This window comes from Sphingomonas sanguinis (assembly GCF_019297835.1).
Taxonomy (GTDB): domain Bacteria; phylum Pseudomonadota; class Alphaproteobacteria; order Sphingomonadales; family Sphingomonadaceae; genus Sphingomonas; species Sphingomonas sanguinis_D.
The window spans coordinates 284,052-309,268 of record NZ_CP079203.1 but is presented as its reverse complement, the minus strand read 5'-3'; the positions used below and the strand labels follow the sequence as shown (position 1 = coordinate 309,268).

General features: G+C 66.3%; 22 protein-coding genes and 1 tRNA gene. 7 read left to right on the top strand and 16 right to left on the bottom strand.

Going from position 1 to position 25,217, the window contains the following annotated elements:
* Positions 1-141: 141 nt before the first annotated feature.
* The 3 genes from KV697_RS01320 to KV697_RS01310 form a co-directional block, all read right to left on the bottom strand.
* On the bottom strand, positions 142-1,125 hold the full coding sequence (locus KV697_RS01320; RefSeq protein WP_219019782.1) for a glycoside hydrolase family 43 protein: 984 nt from the start codon (positions 1,123-1,125) through the stop codon (positions 142-144).
* A gap of 14 nt (positions 1,126-1,139) precedes the next feature.
* The gene (locus KV697_RS01315) at positions 1,140-4,130 is read right to left on the bottom strand and encodes a TonB-dependent receptor plug domain-containing protein (protein WP_374011379.1); all 2,991 of its coding nucleotides are present in this window, start codon (positions 4,128-4,130) and stop codon (positions 1,140-1,142) included.
* Between the two features lie 312 nt (positions 4,131-4,442).
* Positions 4,443-4,910 carry a Fur family transcriptional regulator gene (locus KV697_RS01310; RefSeq protein WP_219019781.1) on the bottom strand — a complete coding sequence of 156 codons (468 nt, stop codon included), beginning with the start codon at positions 4,908-4,910 and terminating at the stop codon, positions 4,443-4,445.
* A 113-nt stretch (positions 4,911-5,023) separates the two neighbouring features.
* Between KV697_RS01310 and KV697_RS01305 the strand changes: the two genes are divergently transcribed.
* The 5 genes from KV697_RS01305 (at position 5,024) to KV697_RS01285 (ending at position 9,119) form a co-directional block, all read left to right on the top strand.
* A complete protein-coding gene (locus KV697_RS01305) occupies positions 5,024-6,061 on the top strand; it encodes a COX15/CtaA family protein (protein WP_257575516.1) in 1,038 nt (345 codons plus the stop codon).
* Positions 6,062-6,201: 140 nt separating this feature from the next.
* Positions 6,202-6,681 carry a 50S ribosomal protein L13 gene (rplM, locus tag KV697_RS01300; protein ID WP_042488064.1) on the top strand — a complete coding sequence of 160 codons (480 nt, stop codon included), beginning with the start codon at positions 6,202-6,204 and terminating at the stop codon, positions 6,679-6,681.
* Positions 6,681-7,223 carry a 30S ribosomal protein S9 gene (rpsI, locus tag KV697_RS01295; protein WP_175311017.1) on the top strand — a complete coding sequence of 181 codons (543 nt, stop codon included), beginning with the start codon at positions 6,681-6,683 and terminating at the stop codon, positions 7,221-7,223. Before rplM ends, rpsI begins: the two co-directional genes overlap by 1 nt.
* Positions 7,224-7,349: 126 nt before the next feature.
* Entirely contained in the window at positions 7,350-8,240 is an 891-nt protein-coding gene (locus KV697_RS01290; RefSeq protein WP_219019780.1) for a DMT family transporter, read from the top strand.
* 87 nt (positions 8,241-8,327) lie between these two features.
* Positions 8,328-9,119 (top strand): hypothetical protein, encoded by a 792-nt coding sequence (locus KV697_RS01285; RefSeq protein WP_219019779.1) that lies wholly within the window; start codon positions 8,328-8,330, stop codon positions 9,117-9,119.
* Here the strand turns inward: KV697_RS01285 and KV697_RS01280 are convergent.
* The 10 genes from KV697_RS01280 to KV697_RS01235 form a co-directional block, all read right to left on the bottom strand.
* Positions 9,116-9,721: an ATP-binding cassette domain-containing protein gene (locus KV697_RS01280; RefSeq protein WP_219019778.1), complete on the bottom strand. Its 606-nt coding sequence runs from the start codon at positions 9,719-9,721 to the stop codon at positions 9,116-9,118. The two genes, KV697_RS01285 and KV697_RS01280, sit on opposite strands and share 4 nt — an antisense overlap.
* Positions 9,711-10,400, bottom strand: a complete 690-nt coding sequence (gene modB / locus KV697_RS01275) for a molybdate ABC transporter permease subunit (RefSeq protein WP_219021161.1) — start codon at positions 10,398-10,400, stop codon at positions 9,711-9,713. The genes KV697_RS01280 and modB overlap by 11 nt, the downstream gene beginning before the upstream one ends.
* A gap of 7 nt (positions 10,401-10,407) precedes the next feature.
* Complete coding sequence (gene modA, locus KV697_RS01270) at positions 10,408-11,160, bottom strand: molybdate ABC transporter substrate-binding protein (protein WP_219019777.1); 753 nt, start codon at positions 11,158-11,160, stop codon at positions 10,408-10,410.
* 209 nt (positions 11,161-11,369) lie between these two features.
* Positions 11,370-13,181 (bottom strand): translation elongation factor 4, encoded by a 1,812-nt coding sequence (gene lepA, locus KV697_RS01265; RefSeq protein WP_056432949.1) that lies wholly within the window; start codon positions 13,179-13,181, stop codon positions 11,370-11,372.
* Positions 13,182-13,220: 39 nt separating this feature from the next.
* Positions 13,221-13,748, bottom strand: coding sequence for an AAA family ATPase (locus KV697_RS01260; RefSeq protein WP_219019776.1), 528 nt, complete (start codon positions 13,746-13,748; stop codon positions 13,221-13,223).
* The gene (gene pnuC / locus KV697_RS01255) at positions 13,745-14,296 is read right to left on the bottom strand and encodes a nicotinamide riboside transporter PnuC (protein ID WP_219019775.1); all 552 of its coding nucleotides are present in this window, start codon (positions 14,294-14,296) and stop codon (positions 13,745-13,747) included. The genes KV697_RS01260 and pnuC overlap by 4 nt, the downstream gene beginning before the upstream one ends.
* Positions 14,297-14,369: 73 nt before the next feature.
* Positions 14,370-14,446, bottom strand: a tRNA-Pro gene (locus KV697_RS01250).
* Between the two features lie 115 nt (positions 14,447-14,561).
* On the bottom strand, positions 14,562-15,383 hold the full coding sequence (locus tag KV697_RS01245; RefSeq protein ID WP_219019774.1) for an ATP-binding protein: 822 nt from the start codon (positions 15,381-15,383) through the stop codon (positions 14,562-14,564).
* 46 nt (positions 15,384-15,429) lie between these two features.
* Entirely contained in the window at positions 15,430-17,385 is a 1,956-nt protein-coding gene (locus tag KV697_RS01240; RefSeq protein ID WP_219019773.1) for a tetratricopeptide repeat protein, read from the bottom strand.
* 65 nt (positions 17,386-17,450) lie between these two features.
* A complete protein-coding gene (locus KV697_RS01235; protein ID WP_219019772.1) occupies positions 17,451-18,839 on the bottom strand; it encodes a TIGR03013 family XrtA/PEP-CTERM system glycosyltransferase in 1,389 nt (462 codons plus the stop codon).
* Between the two features lie 171 nt (positions 18,840-19,010).
* On the opposite strand from KV697_RS01235, the gene KV697_RS01230 reads away from it, so the two are divergent.
* A complete protein-coding gene (locus KV697_RS01230; RefSeq protein WP_219019771.1) occupies positions 19,011-20,054 on the top strand; it encodes a mannose-1-phosphate guanylyltransferase/mannose-6-phosphate isomerase in 1,044 nt (347 codons plus the stop codon).
* Between the two features lie 34 nt (positions 20,055-20,088).
* Here the strand turns inward: KV697_RS01230 and KV697_RS01225 are convergent, their stop codons facing one another.
* Together KV697_RS01225 and KV697_RS01220 are read right to left on the bottom strand one after the other, a co-directional pair.
* Positions 20,089-21,087 (bottom strand): polysaccharide deacetylase family protein, encoded by a 999-nt coding sequence (locus KV697_RS01225; RefSeq protein WP_219019770.1) that lies wholly within the window; start codon positions 21,085-21,087, stop codon positions 20,089-20,091.
* Positions 21,088-21,089: 2 nt separating this feature from the next.
* Positions 21,090-22,901, bottom strand: a complete 1,812-nt coding sequence (locus KV697_RS01220; RefSeq protein ID WP_257575508.1) for a hypothetical protein — start codon at positions 22,899-22,901, stop codon at positions 21,090-21,092.
* Between the two features lie 191 nt (positions 22,902-23,092).
* On the opposite strand from KV697_RS01220, the gene KV697_RS01215 reads away from it, so the two are divergent.
* Positions 23,093-23,560, top strand: coding sequence for an Lrp/AsnC family transcriptional regulator (locus KV697_RS01215; protein WP_042487895.1), 468 nt, complete (start codon positions 23,093-23,095; stop codon positions 23,558-23,560).
* A 239-nt stretch (positions 23,561-23,799) separates the two neighbouring features.
* On the opposite strand, the gene KV697_RS01210 is transcribed toward KV697_RS01215, so the two are convergent.
* Complete coding sequence (locus KV697_RS01210; RefSeq protein ID WP_219019768.1) at positions 23,800-25,089, bottom strand: hypothetical protein; 1,290 nt, start codon at positions 25,087-25,089, stop codon at positions 23,800-23,802.
* Positions 25,090-25,217 lie beyond the last annotated feature (128 nt).

The window sequence follows — 25,217 nt, the reverse complement described above, 5'->3', positions numbered from 1 at the left end:
GGCCTGACGGAGGTGTCTCGCCCTCTCGATAGCGAGACACCCCTCCACCATGCTGCGCATGGTCCCCCTCCCCTTGCAGGGGAGGAATATGATGGAGGATGCCGCCCCGTTCGAGGCGGCGATAACACGACCATCCCACCCCTACCGCGCCGCCGAAACACCGGCGTCGGTCTGCACCACCGGCTTCATCGTTCCATCCGGATTATAATAAAGCCGCTCGACCGTCACCGCGCGCCGTCCGATCGCACCGCTCTGGTCGCCGATGGCGAGGTTCGCATTGTGCAGGAACAGGTACGACTTACCCTTGAAGTCGGCGATTCCCGGATGGATGGTGAAGCTGTACTTGCCCGATCCGGTCAGCAGCCCGCGATAGGTCCACGGCCCCTTCAGCGACGGCGCGGTGGCGTAGGAGACATGCTCGTCCCGCTGCGTCGTCCGGTCGAGCGAGGCATAGGTGAGGTAATAGAGCTTGCCGCGCTTGTGCAGCCAAGGCCCCTCTTCGAAATGCGGCGGGGTGATCTCGGCGATCGGGCCGTCGATCTCGATCATGTTGGGCTTCAGCTTGGCGATATAGCATTGCCGGTTGCCCCACGCGATCCAGGTCGTACCGTCATCGTCGGTCATGACGGTCGGATCGATGTCTTCCCAGCTATGCGTCCCCTTTGGCGTCATCTCGTTGGTGATGAGCGCCGATCCCTTGGCATCTACGAAGGGGCCGGTCGGCTTGTCGGATACGGCGACGGCGATGGCCTTGCCCGGATGGCTATTGTCATGCTCGACGGCGGCGTAGAACCAGTATTTGCCGTTCTTGTAGATCGCTTGGCTGGCCCAGGCGTCCTTCTTGGCCCATTTGAAGTCCTTTACGTTCATGATGGGCTCGTGCGGCGTCCAATGCTTCATGTCGGTGGTGGAATAGACCAGCCACTCCTTCATGTTGAACATCTCGTCGCGCTGCGCTTCGTCATGCCCGACATAGAGGTACAGCCGATCCCCCACGACCAGCGGCGCGGGGTCCGCCGTGAACTTGTCGCGGATGATCGGGTTGCTCCCCGGCCGGTCGGCCGCCAGCGCAGCCCCCGACACGGCCAGCAGCATAAGGGACGCGATCGTCCGCAACATCGTCATGGTCTTCGTTCCCGTCAGAAATTGAAGCGGACACCCGCGCGGAACACCCGCCCGAGTACGTCATACAGCGCCGGATTGACGAAATAGGGCGAGCGGGCCGGGTCGCGGTTGAACACGTTGTCGACCTTGAAATAGGCCGTCACCGCCTTGCTAACGTTATAGGTGCCGCCAATGTCGAAATAGAAGGCGCCGGGAATGAAGTTGTTGTCGATGGTCGGCCGGTTCGCGGTCGAGGCGGGGCAGCCGGTGGTGCATTCGATATATTGATTGCCGAGCTTACCGTCGCTGAACCAGCGCTCCTGAAGCAGCAGCGACCAGTCGTCGGTGGCATAGGTCTGCACCGCCAGCCACTTCCACTTGGGCGTGTTGCCGATGTTCACGCCCGCCGTGTCGTTCGGGATCGTGTTCGGCAGGCCGGTGTCGGTGATGAAGCGGCGGATATTGGTCGCCAGCGCGCGCAGCGTCAGGCTGCCCGGCAGGCCCAGCGGATTGCGCCAGCGATAGCTCGCCTCGATATCGAAGCCGTCGGTCAGGATCGACGCCAGGTTGAACGACTGGACGTTGATGAAGTTCGGGCCGTTGGGGTTGTTCAGGTTGAACACGCCGCAGGTCTCTGGCGCGATATTGAGGTAGCACAGGTTGACGATGTCCTGCGCGCCCAGGCTGGAGATGACGTCGGTGATCTTGATCTTGTAATAGTCGACCGACAGGCTGAGGCCCGGGATCGCCTGCGAGTTGGAGAAGGCGATGCCCAGCGTCGTGTTACGTGCGATTTCGGGCGTCAGGTTGACGTTGCCGATCGTGTTCTGAAGCGCCAGCACATTGACGTTGCGGAACGGATCGAAAAAGCCCGGCAGCGTCGTGGTGACGGGCGCGGCGAACAGCTCCGACAGGTTGGGCGCACGGACATCGCGCGAGGTCACGCCACGGATGCGCAGGCCATCGACCGGCAGGTCCCAGGTGCCGCCGATCTTCCACGCCCAGACCGTGCCCGAGGTGCTGTAGTCGGTGACGCGCACCGCGCCGTTGATGTTGGCGCGGCCACCGGCATCCGAATTGATGATCGGCAGGTCGGCTTCGACGAACGCTTCCTTGACGCTATAGGCGCCGGTCCCGTTCTTGTAATTGCCCGCATACCAGTTGTTGCCGTCCGCCAGCAGCGCGGGGTCGGCGGGATAATTGGCATTGGCCGGGGTGTTGGCAAAGCCCGCGCCATAGGGATCGGCGCGCACGCGGTAGAATTCGTGGCGGAACTCGCCGCCGAACGCGATCGATACCGGCCCGGCCCAGGACGAGAAGGGCGAGCCCGAGAAGTTCAGGCTGATGACGTCCTGCGTCTGGCGGGTCCGCTGATAGGGCCCGTATTGCGGCATGATATAGCCGATCGCCGCCGCCGAGGGATTGCCGCCGAAGATGTTGAGCGGCTGACACCCGTTCGCCCGCGCGGTCGCATCGGCGCAGACGATCGCGCCGTTCAGCGTGGTCGCGTTGATCGCCTGGTTGAAGCGGCGCGACAGCATGATGTTGCTGACATCAACATCCGTATAATTGGTGCCGTGCTCGTAATACATGTCGTACGACCAGTCGGATCCGAGCACCGCCTCACGCCCCTTGGCGCCCGCGACGAAGCGGAACTGGCGGCGATCGGTATAGACCTGGGTGTTGCCCAGCGCGGCGTTGCTGGTGCCGTACTGGAAATTGGTGATGCCCGCCGTCGCGCACTGCGCCTTGACCAGCGCGGGGACATAAGGGTTGGCGCACTGGATGGTCAGGTTCGGGCGGTTCTGCCCGCCGACCGGCTGGTTGTTGGTCTTGACCTGGCCGATATTGATCGTGCCGTAGATTTCGCCATTGGGCGCGAAGTCATAGCCGATGCGGCCATAGCTGTTGACGCGCTGGATCTTCGACTGGAGCGAGCGGCCCGCATCGACGTTGCCGGACAGGTCGCCGCCCTGGCAGAAGCCGGGCAGACAGCCCCGGACATTGCCCGCCGCGTCGCGCGCGGGCACGCCGTTCGAGCCATATTGGAACTGGAACGGGTTGCCCGACTGGTCGAACGCAATGCCCTGAAGCGGCCCAGCGGTGATCAGGCCGTATTTGGTGTAATTATAGGACTGGGCATAGTCGCGGAACAGATATTGCGGCGACCCGTCGTTCAGGACGTTGCGGTTGATCAGCGTCGACTGACGGAACCAGTCGCGGCCGTTCGCCAGACCGATGCCGAAGTCGCCGCCGCCGACGCCGTCCTCATGCGCATATTCGGTGCTGGCGATCACATGCAGGCTGTCGTTCAACAGGCTGGTGCCGCCCGCCAACTGGACCAGCACCTGCTGATCGTCGCCATAGGTGGTGACGCCGCCCTGGATATTGCCCTTGATCCCCTTGAACCGGGTATCGGTGATGAAGTTGACCACACCGCCGACCGCATCCGAGCCATAGGAGGCCGAAGCGCCGCCGTTGACGACATCGACCCGCTTGATCAGCAACTGCGGGAACAGGCTGATATCGGGCACGCCGGTCACGTTCGCGCCGACGACGCGCTGGCCGTCGAGCAGGGTCAGCGTGCGGATCGCGCCGACGCCGCGCAGCGAGAAGGAACTGAGGCCCTGCTGCCCGCTCGACGTGCTGAAGGTGTTCGTCGCGGTGCCGGTCGAACCCTGGAGCGAGGGAAGCTGGGCGACGGTGGTGAAGACGTTGGGCTGGGCGTTGGCGGCGATCTGTTCCTCGCCGATCACCGTGGTCGGGGTCGGCGCGGTAAAGCCGCCGGTGGTGATGCGCGATCCGGTCACGATGATGTCGCGGGTCGGGGCTTCGTCGGTCTGATCCGCCTGAGGCGCGGCCGCCTGGACGGTCGCCTGATCGGATGACGTGTCCTGCGTTGCCTGGTTCGGCGGAACCTGCGCCCAGGCCGGTGCGGCGATCATCCCGCCCGCCAGAACCATCAGGCTGGCCGCCCCCAGCACACGACAGCGCAGCCGCCGGGTATGCATTCCCGTCTTCATCATGATCCTCATCCCTTTTCGTTTCTGTTTTATCTGGTAACGTTACCAGTAGTCATTTCCTGTTTTGGCGCTCGTGTCAATGTTGCAAAATGATACGTGCGTTAGGCAGGGCGCATGAAGCCGCAGACGGAGAAGCTTTCTCGCCCGGAAAATATTAGAAAGTGGCAACGCGAACCGCTGTGAAACTCCTCCCCTGCAAGGGGAGGTGGCAGGGCAAAGCCCTGAGGGAGGGGTGTCACCCTCTCGATAGCGGGACACCCCTCCACCATGCTGCGCATGGTCCCCCCTCCCCTCACAGGGGAGGAAAAGAAGGGCTCAATCCTTCGGACACTCCGCGCAGCGCCCACGCACCTCGATCACCGGACGCTCGGGGCGAAAGCCCGCACCCACGGCGGCGTCGCGGACCGCGCCGGTCAGGCGGTCGTCGTCGATATGCGTGATCTGCCCGCACTTGTCGCAGACCAGGAAGATGCAGTCGTGCAGGCAGTCGGGATGCGCATTGGCGACATAGGCATTGGCGCTTTCCACTCGCCGCGCCAGATTGGCGCCGACGAACAAGTCGAGGATTCGATAGACGCTGTTCGCCGCCACGCGCCGCCCCTGCGACTGCGACATGACATCGGCGATATCATAGGCCGAGGCGGGCTTATCGAACCCGGCCAGCGCCTCGAACACGCTGGCGCGCATCGCCGTCCATTGCTCGCCCGCGCGCTCCAGCGTGGCCTTGGCCGCAACGGAGAGGTCGGCCCCCTGGGGCTCCTGATGGGTGTGAGCATGCGCCATGGAGGGGATTTAGGCGGTGCGGCCCCGACGGGCAAGGTCCGGGCGGCGGGGGTTCGGGCGGCGGGGCATTCGGTCCACTATCGCGCGGGCGCGCGAGACCCTATCATGGCGTCATGCTGCAACCGAGCCCCGCCTTCATGATCACCGCCCGCCCCCGCAGCCTGGCCCGCTGGCTGTTCGCGGTCGCCGGGCTGATCGTCGCCATGGTCGTGGTCGGCGGCATCACGCGCCTGACCAATAGCGGCCTGTCGATCACCGAATGGAAGCCGATCACCGGCATCGTGCCGCCGCTGACCGATGCGCAGTGGCAGGCCGAGTTCGCCAATTACAAGCGCATCCCCGAATATTGGACCTTCAACCGCGATATGACGCTGGCGGGGTTCAAGGCGATCTTCTTCTGGGAGTATCTCCACCGCGTGCTGGGCCGGGTGATCGGCATGGCCTTTGCCCTGCCCCTGATCTGGTTCTGGGCGCGCAAGGCGATTCCGGCGGGCTACAAGCCGCGGCTCGTCGCGCTGCTGGCGCTGGGCGGATTGCAGGGGGCGATCGGCTGGTGGATGGTCGCCTCGGGTCTCGTCGAGCGGACCGATGTCAGCCATATCCGGCTCACCGTCCATCTGCTGACCGCGCTGTTCATCCTGGCGGGCATCGTGTGGACCGCGCTCGACCTGACGGCGCTGCACCGCAACCGGCTGGCGGCCCCTGCCCGGCTGACTTGGCTCGGCGCAGGCGCGGTGCTGACTCTGTTCGTCCAGCTGATGTTCGGCGCGCTGACCGCCGGGCTGGATGCGGGCTATGCCTTTTCCAGCTGGCCGCTGATGGGGGACGCGTGGTTTCCGGCGGGTACCCAGATGATGTCGCCCGCTATCGCCAATGCCTTCGACAATCCGGTGGTGGTGCAGTTCACCCATCGCTGGTTCGCCTTTGCGGCGGCGGGGATGCTCGTCTGGATGGCGGCTCGCGCGATCCGGGGCGGCGCATTGTGCGCCGGATGGCTGGTGATCGTGCTGGTCGCGGTGCAGATAGCCTTGGGCATCGCCACCCTGCTGTCGGGCGTGCAGATCGACATCGCGGTCGCGCATCAGGCCAATGCCGCCCTGCTGCTGATCGCCGCAACCGCCGCCGCGCACCGGCTGGGACGCACTGGTTAAAACGATAAGGTATTATAATACCCGTCAGCAAAGCCCCACTTTGCTTGACATTTTGGGGGGCCTCCAGCATTGGACCCTCGTTCGCGCCGCCCGGGTTCACGGGCGGCGTGTTGCATTTCAAACCGAAAGGTCTCACGCCCATGAAGGCGCTCATGAAGACCACCAAGGCGGCCAAGCCGCACGAGGTGGAGAAGAAGTGGCATATCGTCGACGCCGACGGTCTGGTTGTCGGCCGTGCCGCCACCATCATCGCGAACATCCTGCGCGGCAAGCACAAGACGTCGTTCACCCCGCACGTCGATTGCGGTGACAATGTCATCGTCATCAACGCGGACAAGGTGCGCTTCACCGGCAACAAGCTGGGTCAGAAGGTGTACTATAAGCACACCGGTTACGCCGGTGGTATCAAGGGCATCACCGCCGCCAAGGTCCTGGAAGGCCGCTTCCCCGAGCGCGTCCTGGAAAAGGCCGTCGAGCGTATGATCCCGCGTGGCCCGCTGGGCCGTCAGCAGATGCGCAACCTGCGTATCTTCGCCGGCACCGAGCATCCGCACGCCGCTCAGAACCCCGAAGTCCTCGACATCGCGTCGATGAACCGCAAGAACAAGGTGGGCGCATAATGTCCGATAACCGCCAGTCGCTCGCCGATCTCGGCGCCACCCTGAACCAGCAGGCCGCTGCCGCTCCGGCGCAGACCGCCGCTGCCGGTGAAGCGCCCGCCGCTCCTGCCGAGCGCGTCAGCACCACCCCGCTGCGTCAGCAGGAACTGGACAAGTTCGGCCGCGCCTATGCGACCGGCCGTCGTAAGGACGCCGTCGCTCGCGTCTGGCTGAAGCCGGGTTCGGGCAAGATCACGATCAACGGTCGTGACCAGGAAGTGTATTTCGCACGTCCGACGCTGCGTCTCGTCATCAACCAGGTGTTCGGCATCACCGAGCGCGAAGGTCAGTATGACGTGATCTGCACCGTCAAGGGCGGCGGTCTGTCGGGCCAGGCCGGTGCGGTCAAGCACGGCATCAGCCAGGCGCTGACCAAGTACGAGCCGATCCTGCGCGCGCCGGTCAAGGCCGCTGGCTTCCTGACCCGCGACAGCCGCGCCGTCGAGCGTAAGAAGTATGGCCGCGCCAAGGCGCGTCGCAGCTTCCAGTTCTCGAAGCGCTAAGACGCGGACCGCCTTGGATGGTGCAAGCTATCCAAGGACAGGCCACGAAGCACGAAGGAGCGGTCCGGCAACGGGCCGCTCTTTTCGTTTGGGGCGGACATGATCCCTCCGACAGGACCAAAACCCATGACGAACCCCTTATGGATTCCCGCCACCATCGCGGCCGCGACCTTTCAGGTCGGTCGCAACGCCCTGCAACGCGGAGTCATGTCGTCCTCGGGACCATGGGGCGCGACGCTGGTGCGGTTCCTTTTCGGCCTGCCCTTTTCGATCCTGTTCGTCACGCTGGCCCATTTGGTCATGCCGGGGGCCGATCTTCACTGGAGCGGCGCTTTCTGGCTGTCGGCGATCGTCGGCGCCGCGTCGCAAGTGCTGGCGACGGCTGCGCTGCTCGATGCGATGCAGCGGTCCGGCTTCGCGGTCGGCACCGCGCTCCAGCAAAGTTCGCTGCCGCTCGCGGCATTGCTTGGGTTGATCGTCTATCACGACCGGATCAGCGGCGTGGCCTGGGTCGGTGTCGCCATCACCACCATCGGTCTGGTCGCCTTGTCCTGGCCACCGCCCGAGCAGCGCCGCGCTTCGCTGATCGGGGCGGCGATGGGGCTGGCCTCGGGGCTGTTCTTCGGCTTTTCGCTCAACGCCTTTCGCCATGCCGCGCTGGCGCTCGATTCCGGCCATCCGGTCTTCGCCGCGCTGGTCTGCGTGGCGGTCGTGCAGGCGATGCAGACCGTCGCGCTCGGCCTGATCCTTGCCTGGCGCGATCCGGCGACGCTGGTCGAAGTCGCGCGGCGCTGGCGGCCGTCGCTGGGTGCGGGGCTGTGCGGGGCCTGCGCTTCGGCAGGCTGGTTCGTCGCGCTGGCCCTGTCGCCCGCCGCACCGGTTCGCGCGCTGGGCATCATCGAGGCGCCGATCGCCGCCATGGCCGGACACCGGTTGTTCCGCGAGCGACTGGGTGCGCGCCAGATCCTGTCGGGGATTGCGATCATCGGCGGGGTGCTGCTGACGACCCTGTTCTGACACGGACGGTGCTGGCGGGAATGTCACACCCGCTTCATGCGGGAGCCATCCGCCCTGACGCACATTGGCCCCGAGGGAGGAAGGCACATGAAGGCACGTCTTGGCACCCATCGCCCGCTTCCATGGCTTGCCCTGCTCGCGTTGCCCGCTATTGCCGCCGCGCCGCCACCCGTCGACCTTTCCAGTCTTGCCCCCGGCTGGCGACTGCTCGCGACCCAGGGACCGGATGTCGAAGACCCCGGTGGCAACACCGCGCCGGGCAAGCTACATCTCTGCCTCACGCGTGACGGGGGCAAGACCTGCCGCCCCGCGCTCGATGACCTGCTGACCAGCCCCGGACAGCCCAACCCGTTCGACGAAGCCCATTATCTCAAGGTGGCGAAGATCGTCCGCCCCGGTGCCGATCGCGCGCTCCTCTGGGTGCAGGTTGCAAGCGTCCATGGCGGCAATGGCGACCAGCGGGTCGGCCGCATGGCGCTGTCCTATGACCGGAAGGCCGAACGTTTCGTGCCGGTCTTTCGCCAGCAGACCAGCCGCAACAACAATCAGGAGGTCCGCTTCGTCGAAAAGGGGCCCCTGCGCGGCGCGATCGTCTCCGCGGTACCGACGACCGACGCGCCCTTCGGCTTCTGGATCACCGTGAACCGGATGAACGCCAGCGGCCGCTATGCGCCCGTCCTCCGCTATCGAAGCAGCACGCGCTACGGCGACGGCAATCCGCTGGCGGCGATCGATTCGGAAATGCCCGAAACCCTGCGCCGGTTGAAGCTGTGGCAGCCGGGATGCCCGCTTCCCCTGCCCGAGAGCGCCTGCCCCAAACCCCGCCTGATCGCGCACGTCCTATGGTGTACCAGGCCGCCTGCGAAAGCCGCCAGCTAGAGCCGAACGATGGCGGTGGCGAGCCGTTCGGCTTCCTCGGGATCGTGTGTCACCATCAGGATCGGGATGCCGCTGCGGTCGCGCACTGCCTCCAGCGCGTCCAGAATATCCCCCCGCCGCGCCCGGTCGAGCGACGACAGCGGCTCATCCAGCAGCAACACACGCGGGTTGCTAAGCAACGCCCGCCCGATCGCCACCCGTCGCGCCTCACCGCCCGAAAGGCTGCGCGGCCAGCGGTCGAGCAGATGGCCGATGCCCAGCATCGCAATGACCCCGTCCCAGTCGCTCCCGCCCCGCCCCATGCCATAACGCAGATTGGCCGCGACCCGCCGATGCGGGAACAGGCGTGGCTCCTGAAAGACATAGCCGATGCGGCGATGCTCGGGGCGGACGTCGATCCGGGCGGCGGCGTCGAACAGCGTCTCGCCCGCGACCCGGACATGGCCGCGCTCCGGTCGGACCAGCCCGGCGATCATTTGCAGGATCGTGGTCTTGCCGACCCCCGACGGCCCGAACAGCACGGTCGCGCCCGGCCCGGTGGCGAAGCGCGCCGCGATCTGCCCTTCGCCGCGCCGCACCGCGACGTCGACGTCAAAGGACATGCAGCCCCCGCCCCATCCGCCGTGCCAGCCATTCGGAGGCGACCAGTGCGACCAGCGACAGCACGACCGAGACGCTCGCCAACCGCCACACCATGTCCTCACCCCCCGGCCGCTGGAGCGCGGAATAGATAGCGAGCGGCAGGGTCGCCGTTTCACCCGGCACGTTGGAGACGAAGGTGATCGTCGCGCCGAACTCGCCGATCGACCGCGCGAAGCCCAGCACCAGGCCAGCCAAGATACCCGGCGCACAGAGCGGCAGGGTGATGGTGGCAAAGACCCGCGCCCGCCCCGCGCCCAGCGTTCGCGCCGCCTGCTCCAGCCGGGGATCGACCGCCTCGATCGACAGGCGGATCGCGCGTACCACCAGCGGCAGTGCCATGACGCCCGCCGCGATCGCCGCCCCCGTCCAGCGGAACAGCACGCTCACCCCGAACCACTCGGCCAGCCAGCGCCCGAAGACACCCTGCGGCCCGAAGGCGAGCAGCAATATCCAGCCGGTCACGACCGGCGGCACGACGAGCGGCAGATGGACGATCCCGTCGAGCAACACCCGCCCCGGAAACCGCCCCCGCGCCAGCGCCCAGGCCAGGATAAAGGCGATCGGCAAGGTGACGAGCATCGCCGTGCCGCCGACCAGCAGCGACAGGCGAACGATCCCCCATTCTTCGGCCGATAGAATCACGGCGTCATCGCGTGGAAAAGCCGTAGCGCCGGAAGATCTCCTTGCCCTCACCTGACAGGAGGAAGCGGCGGAAGCCTTCTCCTTCCACGTTGGTCGAGGCCTTCAACCGGGCGAGCGGATAGGTGATCGGCGGATGGCTGGCCGCCGGGAACATGCCAACGACGCGAACGCGCGGCGATACCTTGGCGTCGGTCGCATAGACGATGCCATAGGGGGCGGCACCCCGCTCGACGAGTGCGAGCGCGGCGCGGACATTCTCGGCCCGCACGACATGCGGTGCGACCATGGCCCAGGCGCCCAGCTTTTCGAGCGCCGCCTTGCCGTATTTGCCCGCTGGCACGCTGTCCGTATCCGCCATGGCGAGCGGCCCTGCGGACAGCGTCTTACCCAAAGTGCGCGTCGTGACCTGCCCGCCCTTGCCCATGGGTGCGATGACGACCAACCGGTTGCCCAGAAACGCGCTGCGGGTCTTGTCGGCAAGCAGCCCCTGCTTTTGCAGGACGTCCATCCATTCTTCATCCGCCGAGGCGAACAGATCGGCCTTGCCGCCAGCCTGCACCTGTCGCGCCAGTGCAGAGGAAGCTGCGAAGGAGATGACCGGGCGCGGATGGCCCTTATTCGCCCAAGCATCGGCGGCGGCGGTCATCGATTCCTGGAGGCTAGCCGCGGCGAGGACGAGGGGCGCGCGATCCTGCGCCAGCGCGGGGGCCGACACGCATAGCGCGCCGATCAGCGCGGCAAATCGTAATCCCATCATCAGCGTCCCCTTTTCGCCTTGATGGCGTCGAAAGGCTGTAACGCACAAGGAACGATTTTATCCCAGCAAATCCTCCCCGATACGGGGAGGGGGACCACCGCGAAGCGGTGGTGGAGGGGGCGTTCCACGAGACATGACCCTTGTGGAAGCCCCCCTCCGTCAGCCCTGTGGGCTGCCACCTCCCCGTGCCGGGGAGGATCATCACGCCTTTACGCCTCGTCGCCCATGCGCAGCGCGGCGATGAAGGCTTCCTGCGGGATGCTGACCGAGCCATACTCGCGCATCTTCGCCTTACCCTTTTTCTGCTTTTCCAACAGCTTGCGCTTACGTGTTGCGTCACCGCCATAGCATTTGGCGGTCACGTCCTTGCGCATCGCACTGATCGTCTCGCGCGCGATCACCTTGCCGCCGATCGCCGCCTGGATCGGGATCTTGAACAGGTGGCGTGGGATGAGTTCCTTCAGCCGCTCGCACATACCGCGCCCGCGCGTCTCGGCAGTGCCACGGTGGACGATCATCGACAGCGCGTCGACCGGCTCTTCGTTGACCAGGATCGACATCTTGACGAGGTCGCCCTCGCGATAGCCGATCTGGTGATAGTCGAAGCTGGCATAGCCCTTGGACAACGACTTGAGCCGGTCATAGAAATCGAACACGACTTCGTTGAGCGGCAGTTCATAGGTCGCCTGCGCGCGCCCGCCGACATAGGTCAGGTTCTTCTGGATGCCGCGCCGGTCCTGGCACAGCTTCAGGATAGAACCCAGATATTCGTCGGGGACGTAGATGGTCGCCTCGATCCACGGCTCGCTGATCGACGCGATCTTGTTCGGATCGGGCATGTCGGCCGGGTTGTGCAGGTCGATCTGCCCGCCGTCATGGCTCAGCTCGATCTGATAGACCACCGACGGCGCGGTAGTGATGAGGTCGAGGTCGTACTCGCGGGTCAGGCGCTCCTGGATGATCTCCAGATGCAGCAGCCCCAGGAAGCCGCAACGGAAACCGAAGCCGAGCGCGGCGGAGGTTTCCATCTCGAAGCTGAACGAGGCGTCGTTCAGCCGCAGCTTGCTGATCGACTCGCGCAGCTTTTCGAAGTCGTTGGCGTCGACCGGGAACAGGCCGCAGAACACGACCGGCTGGACTTCCTTGAAGCCCGGCAGCGCCTGCTCGGTCGGCTTCTTGGCGTCGGTCAGCGTGTCGCCGACGCGCGCCTGCGCCACGTCCTTGATCTGCGCGGTGATGAAGCCGATCTCGCCGACACCCAGCTCGGTCAACTGCTCGATCTTCGGGCGGAAACAGCCGACGCGGTCGATCAGATGGGTCGTGCCCGCCTGCATGAACTTGATCTGCTGCCCCTTTTTCAGGGTGCCTTCCATCACGCGGACCAGAATGACGACGCCCAGATAGGGGTCATACCAGCTGTCGACCAGCATCGCCTTGAGCGGCGCGGTCGCATCGCCCTTGGGTGCGGGGATGTTCTTGACGATCGCTTCCAGGATATCGCCGATGCCGATACCCGACTTGGCGCTGGCCAGCACCGCGCCCGAGGCGTCGATGCCGATCACGTCCTCGATCTCGGCGCGGACCTTTTCCGGCTCGGCGGCGGGAAGATCGATCTTGTTGATGACGGGCACGATCTCATGGTCGTGCTCGATCGACTGATAGACGTTCGCCAGCGTCTGCGCCTCGACCCCCTGCGCGGCGTCGACGACCAGCAGCGCGCCTTCGCACGCGGCCAGCGACCGGCTGACCTCATAGGCGAAGTCGACATGGCCCGGCGTGTCCATCAGGTTCAGCGTATAGGTTTCGCCGTCCTGTGCCTTATACGCCAGGCGCACGGTCTGCGCCTTGATGGTGATGCCGCGTTCCTTCTCGATCTCCATGTTATCGAGAACCTGCTCGCTCATCTCGCGGTCGGTCAGGCCGCCGGTGAACTGGATCAGGCGATCGGCGAGCGTCGACTTGCCATGGTCGATATGCGCGATGATGGAAAAGTTGCGGATCTTGTCGAGCGGCGTGGACACGGGGGGAATGGTTTCCTGAAAAGCTATTCGATCACGCCACTAGCAAAGATGCGGGCGGATGCCAAAGCGCTCTAGCGCGGCGATGCAATTTGCATAGCGGCTTTCGCCCTGCCCCTCGATCAGCGCGTAAGGAACGCCCCGCCGATCCAGCTCGGCGCGCGACAGCTCGAAAAAGCGTTGCCGCTCGGCGAGCGTGCCGAACAGGCGCGTACCGTCCTCTATCCAGGGCAGGTCGGGGGCGAAGAGCAGATAGACGTCGGACAGCCGGTTCCACTGCGCGAACCACGGATCGCGCGTCCCGAACAGCATATCAGCCCAGACGGCGGTCATCAGCGGATCGGTATCGGTGACGACCGGCCAAGGCCCGTCGGCCATCGCCCTGGCCAGCATCGCGTCATGCCCCCGCCCGATCGCCACCAGATCGGCCATGGTGAAGTCGGTGCCATGCGCCTCGGCATAGTCGCGGCCATATTCGCCCAGATACCGTCCGCCCAGCGCCGCCGCGAGGCGCGGACCGACGGTCGATTTGCCGGTGCTCTCGGGGCCGTGGAGGCAGATGCTCGTCATGCCCGTCCGCGCCATTCGCGATAGCCCCACAGGCTCAATCCCAGGAAGATGACATAGAGGATGGCGGTCAGCGTCAGCCCCTTCACCGCGTAAAGCGCGATGGAGGAGAGATCGACGACGATCCAGAGCAGCCAATTCTCCAGCCGTCGCCGCGCGAGCAGGATCTGGGCGGCAACGCTGGTGACGGCGTTGGCGGCATCCCAGAAGGGCATCGCCGCGTCGGTCCAATGCGCCATGGCCGCACCCCAGCCGAGCGAGGCGACCGCGATACCCGCAAACCATGCGACACGCTCGGTGGACGAAAGCCTCTCGACCCGCACCTCGCCCGCTTGCGCGACGCTGCGCCGCCAGATGATCCAGCCATAAAGATTCAGCGCGAAGAAGAAGAGCTGCAACGCGGCATCGCTATAGAGCCGCTCGCGCCAGAACAGCAGCGCGTAGAGCGACACCATCACCAGCGCGACAGGATAGTTCCACAGGCTGCGGCGCACGACCAGCGTGACGTTCGCGACGCCGAGGATGAAGGCGATGGATTCGAGCCAGGTCATGCCACCCGGTCGAGCCGGGGCGCCCTGCGGGCCGATTGCTATCGATGGGCTGGACCGCGTTTGGCGGCAGAAATGGTCGGGGAGAGAGGATTCGAACCTCCGGCCCCTGCCTCCCGAAGGCAGTGCTCTACCAGGCTGAGCTACTCCCCGACTAGAGAGTATGGATCGGTTTTCAGAGCCTCTCGGGAAGGCCGATCCATGCTGGAGGCGCGCCAATAGCCAGCGGCTCGGTACCGTGCAAGCGGTTTTTTATCCGTCGTCGAAATTATGACAGATTTTGCCCCAGCCGCCCCGCCAGATCGACGATATACTGCCACGCCACCCGTCCAGAACGGCTGCCCCGGCGCGTCGCCCAGTTGACCGCCTCGTGCCCGTCGAACGGCAGGCCGTAGCGGTTCGTATAGCCGCGCACGATCGCCAGATAGCCGTCCTGGTCGAGCGCATGGAAACCCAGGCTCAGGCCGAAGCGGTCCGCCAGCGCCAGTTGATCGTCGATCACGTCGCGCGGATTGATCGCGCTGTCCTGCTCGCTCAAGTCGCGGGGCAGCAGATGGCGGCGATTGGCGGTGACGAGCAGTCGGACATGCGCTGGCCGCGCCTCCGCCCCGCCGTCGAGCAGCGAACGCAGCTTGCGGCCCTCCCCCGCCTCGTCGAAGCCGAGATCGTCGATGAAGACGGCAAAGGCGCGGTCGACGCCCTCCAGCATCGCGAACAGTTCGGGCAGACTGTCGAGCGTATCGACCGATACCAGCGCCAGCCGTCCCGGACGATCCGTCTGGACGGAGGCAATGCCCGCCTTGACCAGTGCCGACTTGCCGGTGCCGCGCGCGCCCCAGAGCAGCACGTCCTGCGCCGCATGGCCATCCGCCAGACGGGTCAGATTGGCGATCAGAGCCTCGCGCTGCTGGCCCAGCCCTTGCAACAGATCGAGCGGCACCGGCGCGAAACCGCGCGCGGCGTGAAGCGCCCCGCCCCGCCATAGATAGGCCGGATGGGCGAGCGGATCGGCCGAGGGCGCTGGCGGCGGCGCCATTCGTTCGAGAGCGGCGGCGATGCGTTCGAGGATGGGGTTGGCGAGCTCGGTCATGGCGCCGCTGGTACGGCACCGCTCCCCTCCTGCCAAGCGCGCGTCCTCAGAGCTGGGCGCGGTGGGCCAGGATCGTTGGATCGCCCGGCGCGAGGGCAAGCGCCTTGTCGAACAGCTGCCGCGCAGCGTCCGGCTCGCCCGCCACGGCCAGTGCGCGGCCATAGGCATCCGCCACGGCGGCGTTCATCGGCGCCAGTCGATAGGCCGCCGCCGCATAAAGTCGCGCGACGACTCCGTCCCCCGCCCCGGCATAGGCGATCGCCAAGTCGTGAAGCAGCGCCACATCGCGCAGGCCGATCTGGAGGCGAAGCCCTTCCAGCGTCTCGATCGCGTCGTCCCATCGCCCGGCGGTCATCTGCCAGCGGGCCAGCAGGCGGCGCGCGACCACGCTTTGCGGGTTCTGCGAGAGATACAGTCCCAAGCTGACCGCCGCGTCTTCCGCCCGCCCGGTCCGCTGATAAGTGTCGACCAGCCGCAACATGGTCGGCTCGTCAAAGGTCAGGTCCGCCGCTTTTGCGTAAGGCCCCAGCGCGTCGACATTCCGCCCGGCGGTCGCCAGCACATCGCCGTAAGCCAGCTGCGCGGCAGGCGCGCCCGGGCTCACGCGGACTAGCGACTGGGCGACCCGGATCGCGCCAGCACGGTCGCCCTGGCTCGCCAGTCCACGGATCAGGCCAAGCGCATAAGTCGGGTCGGCCGGGGATTCGGCAGCGGCCATCTTCAGATCGGCCACGGCACGATCAGGCCGAAAGATGGCGGCATCTCCGCGCTGCCCCGACGCGGCGCGATCGATCAGCGCGGCGGCATCCTCTGGGTCGGCCAGCACAGCCAGTCGCAGCGCATAGCCATCCGCATCTGCCCGCGCCAGAATCGGGCGGAGGGTCGCCAGCGCGGTAAGCCGATCGCCCGCACCAATCTGCGCCGCCGCCAGCAATCGGCGTGCGGCCACGTTCATCGGCTGCATCGTCACCAGCCGGGTCCACGCCCGCACCGCACGCTGGGGCCGTCCCTGTGCATAGGCGATCGCGCCTTCCAGCATCGCCGTACCCGGGCGCATCCGCAACGCGCCGCCGGTCAGCTGGAGCAGTTGCTGCGCCAGACCATAGCGCCCCGCCCGAGCCGCAATCACCGCCTGAAGATAAAAGGCTTCCGGGTTGCCCGGCTGCGACACCAACGCCGAACGGGTCGCCGCCAGTGCCTCGCTCGACCTGCCCAGATCGCCCAACGTCGCGGCATATTGGATCAGCGCGCGCAGGTGATAGGCATCCCGCGCCAGCGCTGCCTGGAACCAGGGCAGCCCCGCCGCCAGACCATAGCGGGCGCGCAGCACTTCGCCTTGCAGGGTCAGCGCATCGGGATCGGCCGGAGCCAGCGCCGCCGCACGGGCGGCGGCCCGCGACGCGCCGTCCATATCGCCCGCGCCGAAGCGGCTGCGCCCCAGATCGGTCCAGATACGCGCATCGTTCGGATAGCGGTCGGCGAGCCGTTGCAGCTCCTGCCACAGGGGGGCGTCGCCATCCTCTTGCGCCGCTGCCACCTGCGCCGCGATCCGCGCCATCGCCGCATCGCGCTCGGCGGGCATCCGGTCCACCGCATCCTGCGCGCCCGCCAGATTGCCCTGGATCAGCTCTGCCTCGGCGCGCGCCGCCAGCGTCTGTTCCGGCGGCACGCCGTCCGCCAGCGCACGGTCGAGCGCGGCTTCCGCCGTCACGCCCTCGCCCAACAACAGGCTGGTCCGCGCCAGCATCATCTGCGCCGTCCGCGACCGGGGCGCCGCCTCCGCCGCTTGCCGCGCCTGATCGTGCGCCGAATGATAATTGCCCATTTCCAGCGCGGCCGTGGCGCGGCGCAGCGCCTGTGCCGGATCGACCGGGGGCTTGTTGCCGTGCAGCAGCACCAGCAATCCCGCCATGGCCAGACCGATGACGCTCAGAACGGCGAGGATGCGGATACGCCGCCGGATAGACCGCCGTCGCCAGATGCGCCGTTTCCGCCGCATCATGGGATAGGGATGCGACCGCCGCCGGTCACGCCCCCTGGGTGTCGCCCTCCGATCCTCCGTCACGATCAGCGCGCGCCCGAGGGCCAGAGGATGACCCGCAACGTCTGGAGCAGGATCAGCGCGTCGAGGAAGGGCGAATAATTCTTCGCGTAATAAAGGTCATATTCCAGCTTGTGCCGCGCATCCTCGATCGACGCGCCGTAAGGGTAGTTGAGCTGCGCCCAGCCGGTAATACCCGGCTTCACCATATGCCGCTCGGCGTAGAAGGGGATTTGCGCTTCCAGCTGCTCGACGAATTGCGGGCGCTCGGGGCGCGGGCCGACGAAGCTCATCTCGCCGGTCAGCACCGACCAGATCTGGGGCAGCTCGTCGATCCGTACCTTGCGGATGAAGCGTCCGATACGGGTGATGCGAGGGTCGTCCTTCTCCGCCCAGACCGCCTGCCCGGCCAGTTCGGCATCCTGGCGCATCGAGCGGAGCTTGGGAATGTCGAACGGCTGATTGAACAGGCCGACACGGCGTTGGCGATAGAAAGCAGGGCCGCGCGATTCCAGCCGGATCAGCAGCGCCGTGACCAGAATCACCGGCACCGCAAAAATCAACAGGATCAGGCTGACCGCTATATCGAAGGCCCGCTTGGCCATGGCCGACCACATGCGTCCCGACGAAAAGCCTTCGGAGAAGATCAGCCAGCTATGGCTGACCGACGCCAGATCGATACGGCCGGTCTGCCGCTCCAGAAAGGTAGAGATTTCGGACACCTGCACGCCGGTCGTACGAACGCGCAGCAGGTCCTGATAGGGCAGCGCTCCGCGCCGTTCCTGAAGCGCGAGCACCACTTCGATCGCTTCGCGCTCGACGACGAAGCCTGCCAGGCTGGGGATGGCGAAGCGCGGGACCGCGCCGGGAATCGCGTTCTCCTCCGGACCCATGGCGATCGCGCCTGCTACGATGAAATTGGCCCCCGGATTGTCGGCGAGGGCGGCGATCTGCGCCGCCCGCTGCCCCGCGCCCATCAGGACCACGCGCCGCTTGAACCGATCCCCGCCCAGGAACCGCCCGAGCAGGCCTCGCACCACGACCAGCAGGACGACCGCGATCACCATCGAGTAGAACAGGCTCGACCGCCAATAGGACACGGTGGGAAAGAAGAAGAAGATCAGCGACAGGAATATGACGCCCAGCGAGATCGCGACCATCAACCGCGCGGCGGCGAACCGCAGAGACAGGAAGGACGCGGCGGTATAGGCCCCGACCGCCAGCAGCGAAATCTGGAGCGGGATGGCGAAGCTCAGCACCTGCGGCAACCGCTCGAACAGCGTACCGACCGGATAGTGGATCTGATGGGCGCGCAGCATCCAGCCCAGCTCGGCGGCGAGCATCAGGAGCAGGAAGTCGACCACGCCCAGCAACAGCGCCGCATGGGGTACATAATGTTTGAACAGGCGGATCATCTACCGGACCGACATCCCCAACGCACACCGCAACCCCCGCTTTCGGGGCGACTTGTCCCAATTTTTGCAGAGAATGACAAACGAAGCATGAAGATATGCGTTATGCGATCGTTATAAGCGACCCGCCACCGTGTTATTCCTAGGTGGTACGGGCAATCAGAAGGGGCATTCATGCATAATCCGATCGTGCCGGTCATCCTGTCCGGTGGTTCCGGCACACGTCTCTGGCCGATGTCCAAGCCGGAGATGCCCAAGCAGCTTCTGCCGCTGACCTCCGACGAAACCATGCTGCAGCTCACCGCACAGCGGACCAATTCCAACGATTTCGCCGCGCCGATCGTCGTCGCCGGACAGCGGCATGCCGATCTGGTCGAAAGCCAGCTGACCGAGGCAGGCACCCCGCCCCAGTCGCTGATCCTGGAGCCGGTAGCGCGCAACACCGCGCCCGCCATCGCGCTGGCTGCGCTGGCCGCCAAGCCGGAAGACGTGCTGCTGGTCATGCCGTCGGATCACGTCATCGCCGATCTCGACGCGTTCCACGCCGCGATCCGCGCCGCGCTGCCCATGGTGTCGCAGGGCTGGCTCGCCACTTTCGGTATCGCCGCCGACAAGCCTGAGACGGGCTATGGCTGGATCCAGGTCGGCCGCGAGATCGCGCCGGGCGTCCATCAGGTCGCGCGCTTCGTCGAGAAGCCTCGACTGGAGCGGGCGGAGGCGATGCTGGCGCGCGGCGACTATGCCTGGAACGGCGGCATCTTCCTGTTCCGCGCCGACCGCTTCCTGGAAGAACTCGGCCAGCACGCCCCCGAGATGCTGGTCGCCGCCGAAAAGGCGATGCGCGCCGCCAGCCATGACGGCAAGCGTATCTGTCCGGACGAAAGTGAATTCTCGGCCTGTCCGTCGGACTCGATCGACTATGCCGTGATGGAGCGCGCCGACCGGGTCGCGGTCGTACCCGTCGCCATGGGCTGGAATGATGTCGGCAGCTGGGACGCACTCCACGCGATCAGCGAGCTGGATGGCTTCGGCAACGCGCATCGCGGCGAAGTGCTGGCGATCGATACCAAGAACTGCCTGATCCGCACCGACCGGGTCCGGGTCGCAGCAGTCGACGTGCAGGACCTGATCGTCGTGGCGAGCGGCGACGACATCCTGATCCTGCCGCGCGGCCGCAGCCAGGACGTGAAGAAGCTGATCGAGGCGATGAAGCGCTGATTCCCATGACCGGGCCGCCCATCGAGCGGCCCGGTCAGTCGGTGACGGCGAGTATCTCGTCGATCGTCGCTGCAGTCACGCCGTGCCTGGCCAGCCGGTCGAATACCGCATCCCACCACCGATCGAACAGCGCCCGGTCCCGTGCGTCGCGGACATAGGGCGTGTGCCCCGGCTCCAGCGTCGGCGAGTGGAAGGAAAAGGTCAGCAGCCGCACGCCATCTGCCACCGCGCGGTCGATACCCGCCAGCGCATCGCCGATCCCAACCCCCTCGGGCGTCAGCGGAATGCGGTTGAGCAATCCTGCCCTTGCCAGCATACCCCGCCCATGCGGCCAGCGCCCGGCCCTCCGATACAGTTCCGACCCGCCCTGCCGCAGCAAGCCGGTATAGACGCTCGTCAACGGCAGCTCGACCATGCCATCGCGGCGAAAACCATGGGCGTCGATGTCGCTGAAATCCATGCCGCCCGTCGCGCCATAATCGTGCAGCGCCCGCATCGAGCTGTCGATTCGATAGCCGCGCGAAGCGAGCAGCGACAGCGACGAAGCCCCCAGCCCATACCTGCCCGACCGGAAGATGCGCGGCCGGGAGCCGAAGGATGCCGTAATCGCATCGGTCAGCGTATCGAGCTTGGCGGTTTCCAGCGCGATCGGCAGATTGCCCGCATGGCTGGTAAAGGGATCGACGACCTCCTGATAAGGCGGCGTCACCCAGCTATGCAGCTGCGCCCCGATCTCGGAGCGACCGTCGCCCAGGCATTCGGACAATATGGCGATGGCGGCCGGGTCCACCGCGACCGGATAATCGACCATGCAGGCAAGGCCGACCCCGGCCTCGGCGAAGCGGCGATGCGCGGCCCCGAAGGCCCGCATCGCCTTCGTCGCATGATGGCGTCGGTCGAGCGGCGCGCTCCAGTCGAATTCCTCCTCGACATCCACCGTCACGAGGAAGCGTCGCCCGAAATCGTCCGGCCAGTGGATGCGTTCGGCGGCGGAGGCCGCTTCGTGACGCCGGGGACGGGCGGCCTCGGGCACGGTCAGGCGATCGACGCCTGCCCTGCGCGCTGATCCTCGGCAATGGGCAGCGCCAGCACGACGCGGTGCAGGCCGATGGTCAGTCCGCCGCCCATCTCGGCCCCCAGCTTGTCGATCAGGCGCAGCGAGAAGCCGGTGCCCAGCAAAGGCGCACCGTCACGCTGTTCCTCATCCCCCGCCTCGCTGAGCAGCGCGGCATCGGCCTCGACGGTCAGCGCGAGGGGTCGGTCGATACGCAGCGCCGCCATGCCCTGATCGGCGGACAGGCTGGCGGACAGCCGCTCGCCCACCACGCAGTTGGACAGGAGGACGGAGAAGAGTCGGGTCAGCAGCCGCTCGCACGCGCGGTCGTCGGCCAGCGCCGACAGGGTTGCGGACGACGGATCGAAACGGATTTCGGCACGGCGCAACTCGGCCAGCGGGCGCAGTTCGGCCAGCACGCGCTGGATGAGCGGGGCGAGCGGGACGATGGTGGGCCGAAGCTCCAACACATGTCCCTCGATCCGCGCGGCGGTGTCGAGATCCTCGACCGAGGCGAGCAGATCGGCGGCCATCGCCCGGATCGCGCTGGCGCGGTCGCGATAGACCGGCGCGACCGGCCCCAGCAATTCGCTCTCGATCAGCTCGGCAAAGCCCGCCACCGCATTGGCGGGGGTGCGGAGTTCGTGGACCAGCTGGCGCAGCGAATCGGACGAGGATGTCTCGGGCGCTGCCTCGACCACATTGGCCATCTCGTCCCGGCGCGGACGACGGCCGCTGCCGCGATAGCCCGCATAACGCCCCGAAGCCGGGTCGAAAAAGGGCATGGCGGACACCCGCCACGATCCCGCCGCCGCCGAACTGCCACCAATCTCCAGCCGCGCATCGCGAAAGCCGGAGCGACGGCGAAAGGCGCCCATCGCCACGCCGTCGAACTGCGCCAGCCCCTGCATCGCGGTTTCGGCGATGCTGACGCCAACCAGCGGCCCGCGCGTGACGCCTTCCACGCCCAGGATCAGGCCATGGGCGTCGGTCTCGAAATCGAAATGCGCAGGTCCGGCATCGTTTTGCGTCGCGCCGGTCACTTCCTCGCGCCGCTGGTTGAAGGCGTCGATGCGGGCGACGAGATCGGCAATCTCGTAACGCGGCGGGGCGGCGGGCGGCGGCGCGTGCCGCATCGCCTCGGCCATGAAGGGCAGGCTGCGCGCGACCTGGCCCAGCGCGACGAAGGGCGTCGCGGCCTGGGTCGGCAGCGGATCGAGCAGGATGGAAACCGGCGCAGGCTCGGGTTCGGCGACAGGCTCGGGCGTGACGACCGGCTTCTCCGGCACGGGCGCTTGCCCGACCGGCTCGACCAGAGGTTCGGGCGCGGGTTCGAGAGGCATCGCGACCTCGGCGGGCTTCGCCATGTTCGGCAGGACGAAGTCGACGGAGCCGAAACTCTCCAGTCCGCGAATCACCCTGTCCGACAGGTCGCGCCGATGCCGCAGGACCGAGCGGGTGCGCGGCGTCAGGGCGGGCAGGATCGCCAGCCACTCGTCATCCGCGATTTGTGCGTTACGCAGCACGGTCGCGGCGACGGCCATCGTATCCTGCGCGAAGAAGGCCACGAGCGCGGCGGGCGGGCGGCTGGTGCCGAGGATACGGGCGCTCGCGACGCGAACGCCCTCGGCCACCGCATCGCGCAGTTCGGCAAGCCGCGCCAGCATCGGCGGATCGGCAGGCGCGCGGCCACGGCTTATCAGGTCGATCAGCTGCCGCCAGGCAGTCTGCGCGCCAAAGGGCGTCGCAGTGTCGGCCGATAAAATCGTCGCCAGACTATCGTCGAACCGCACTGAGCTCCCTTCGCGCATGGCCGATCGGCCGTAACGTCACTGTCTTAACGTCCTTATCCTTCCAACTGGTAACCTGCAAATATCCTTATCCGTGCCGTTGCAAAGCCCGAGAATTACGGTAGTGCGTAATTTTCTTATAGTACGCCGTCAAAGAGCATAGGGATTCGGCATTTTATGTGGAGTATCGTGTAATGGCGCTCGATCGCATCGATCGGCAAATCCTGGCGCTGTTGCAGGCCGATGGCCGTATGACCAATGTCGAGCTGGCCGAACGCGTCGGTTTGACCGCCCCGCCCTGCCTGCGCCGCGTCCGCGCGCTGGAGGAAGCGGGGGCCATTCGCGGCTATCACGCCGATCTGGACGCCGCCCGACTGGGCTTTCCGATCACCGTCTTCGCGATGGTGTCGCTGCGCAGCCAGGCCGAGCATGACCTCGCCGCGTTCGAGGCGCATGTCGCGGGCATCCCCGAGGTGCGCGAATGCCATATGCTCAACGGCGAGATCGACTTCATCCTGAAGATCGTCGCGTCGGACCTGAAGAGCTTCCAGGAAATCCTGACCGGCCATCTGACGCCCGCGCCCAATGTGGCGAGCGTGAAGACGTCGCTGACGATCCGGACGGCCAAGCAGGTTTCGGGGATTCCGATCGAAGCCGATTGATCCGGTTTCGGAGGCAATAAAAAGGGCCGGTTCTCCATGGCGGAGGACCGGCCTTTTTTTATCTGGGATTGGAGCGTGGCCTTCGACTTCGCTCAGGCTGAACGGATGTTCGAGAATCGGCTCACGATGCAAGCCAGCGTCCAACAGCCGTTCACGCTGAGCGAAGTCGAAGCGCACGCTCCGCGCTATCAGCCCAGTGGAAAAGGGCCCGCACCGCATCCGACGCGGGCCCCGTTCCTTTACGCCTGGGTCGACAGCCAGGTGTTCCAGAAGCTCGCCAGATCGGCGCGCGGGGCGCCCTTCACGGCGTCGAACGCGGCCTTGGCGCCCGCCTTGTCGCCGCTGGCGGCCAGCGCGATGCCGAGGCGGGTGTTCACCTCATTGGCGTCGACACCGCCCTTTTGCAGCGCCAGACGATACAGTTCCGCCGCCTTGGCGTAGTTGCCCTGGCCATAATAGGCCTCGGCAGTCAGCGCGGCGAGCTTACCGTCGGCGGCCGACTTGGCGCGCGCCTCGGTCGGGGCGAGCGAGCCTTCCTGGCGGTTCTTGGTTTCCGCGGCGGTCAGCATCGCCTTGGCGGTGGCGTTGCCGGCCGGGATCTTGCCGGTCGCCATGCCTTCCTTCAGCACGGTCGCGGCTTCGGCGGGCAGGCCCTTGTCCGTCGCGTACTGCGCATATTCCATATAGTCGTTCTGGTCGGCGAGCGACTTGGACGCGCGCATCAGGCGGAACAGGTCGAGCTTCTGGTTCTTGTCCAGCGTCGCCAGCGAACCCTGCTGCAGACCATAGATGACCAGCGCGTTGCGCCAGTTCTGGGGGGTCGGATAGGCCGCGATCCACTTGCGCATCCAGCCGAGCGTCTCGGGGACCATCTTCGCCTTGTTGGCGCGACCGATGGCGAACTTGTAATAGTCCTCCGGCGCCTTCTGGCCCGAGGCGTTCATCTGGTCGATCACCGACGACAGCTCGGCATTGCCGCCCGCGACGTCGCCCATCTCGATCTTCGACTTGACGATCAGCATCGGCAGGTTGGGATCGTTATAGCCCAGCTGCTTGGCCTGCTGGAAATATTGCAGCGCGATCGGATACTGCTTGCCGTTGAAGGCCAGCGCACCGCGACGATAGACATAGCGCGGCTTGTCGGCCGCCGGGGTCGACGGGCTGTTGATCAGCGCGTCGAGCGGCTTGGCGAGCACCGCCTCGTCGACCGGGGCGTTCGGATTGGCCTGCTGGGCCGCGAACAGCTTGCCCGATTCGAGCTCGTAGCGCATCGCCGCGGCGATATACTTGTCGTCTTCGGTCTTGGCGGCGGCCTCGACCGCGGCGACCAGCGGATCGGCGGCGGCATAATTCTTCTGCTGCAATACCGGCTGCGCGGCCTGGGCCGCCTTCAGCGCCTCGGGGCTCAGCTTCAGGCCACCGGCCGCTTCTTCCTTCTTCTTCTGCGCAGACAGCGGCGCGGTCAGCACGACGCTGCCCATGCCCGTCGCGAGCGCGGCCGCCAGCGCGAGCTTCGGTAGGATTTTCATGCGAATTCTCTCCAAGAATACAGCCGGTCGGTCCGGGATCGTCGATGGCAGGCTTGATAGGGACAGCGCGCGTCCCGTTCAAGCAGAGCGATTGATGGATGTCCCCTCTATCCAACAACCGCTGAACG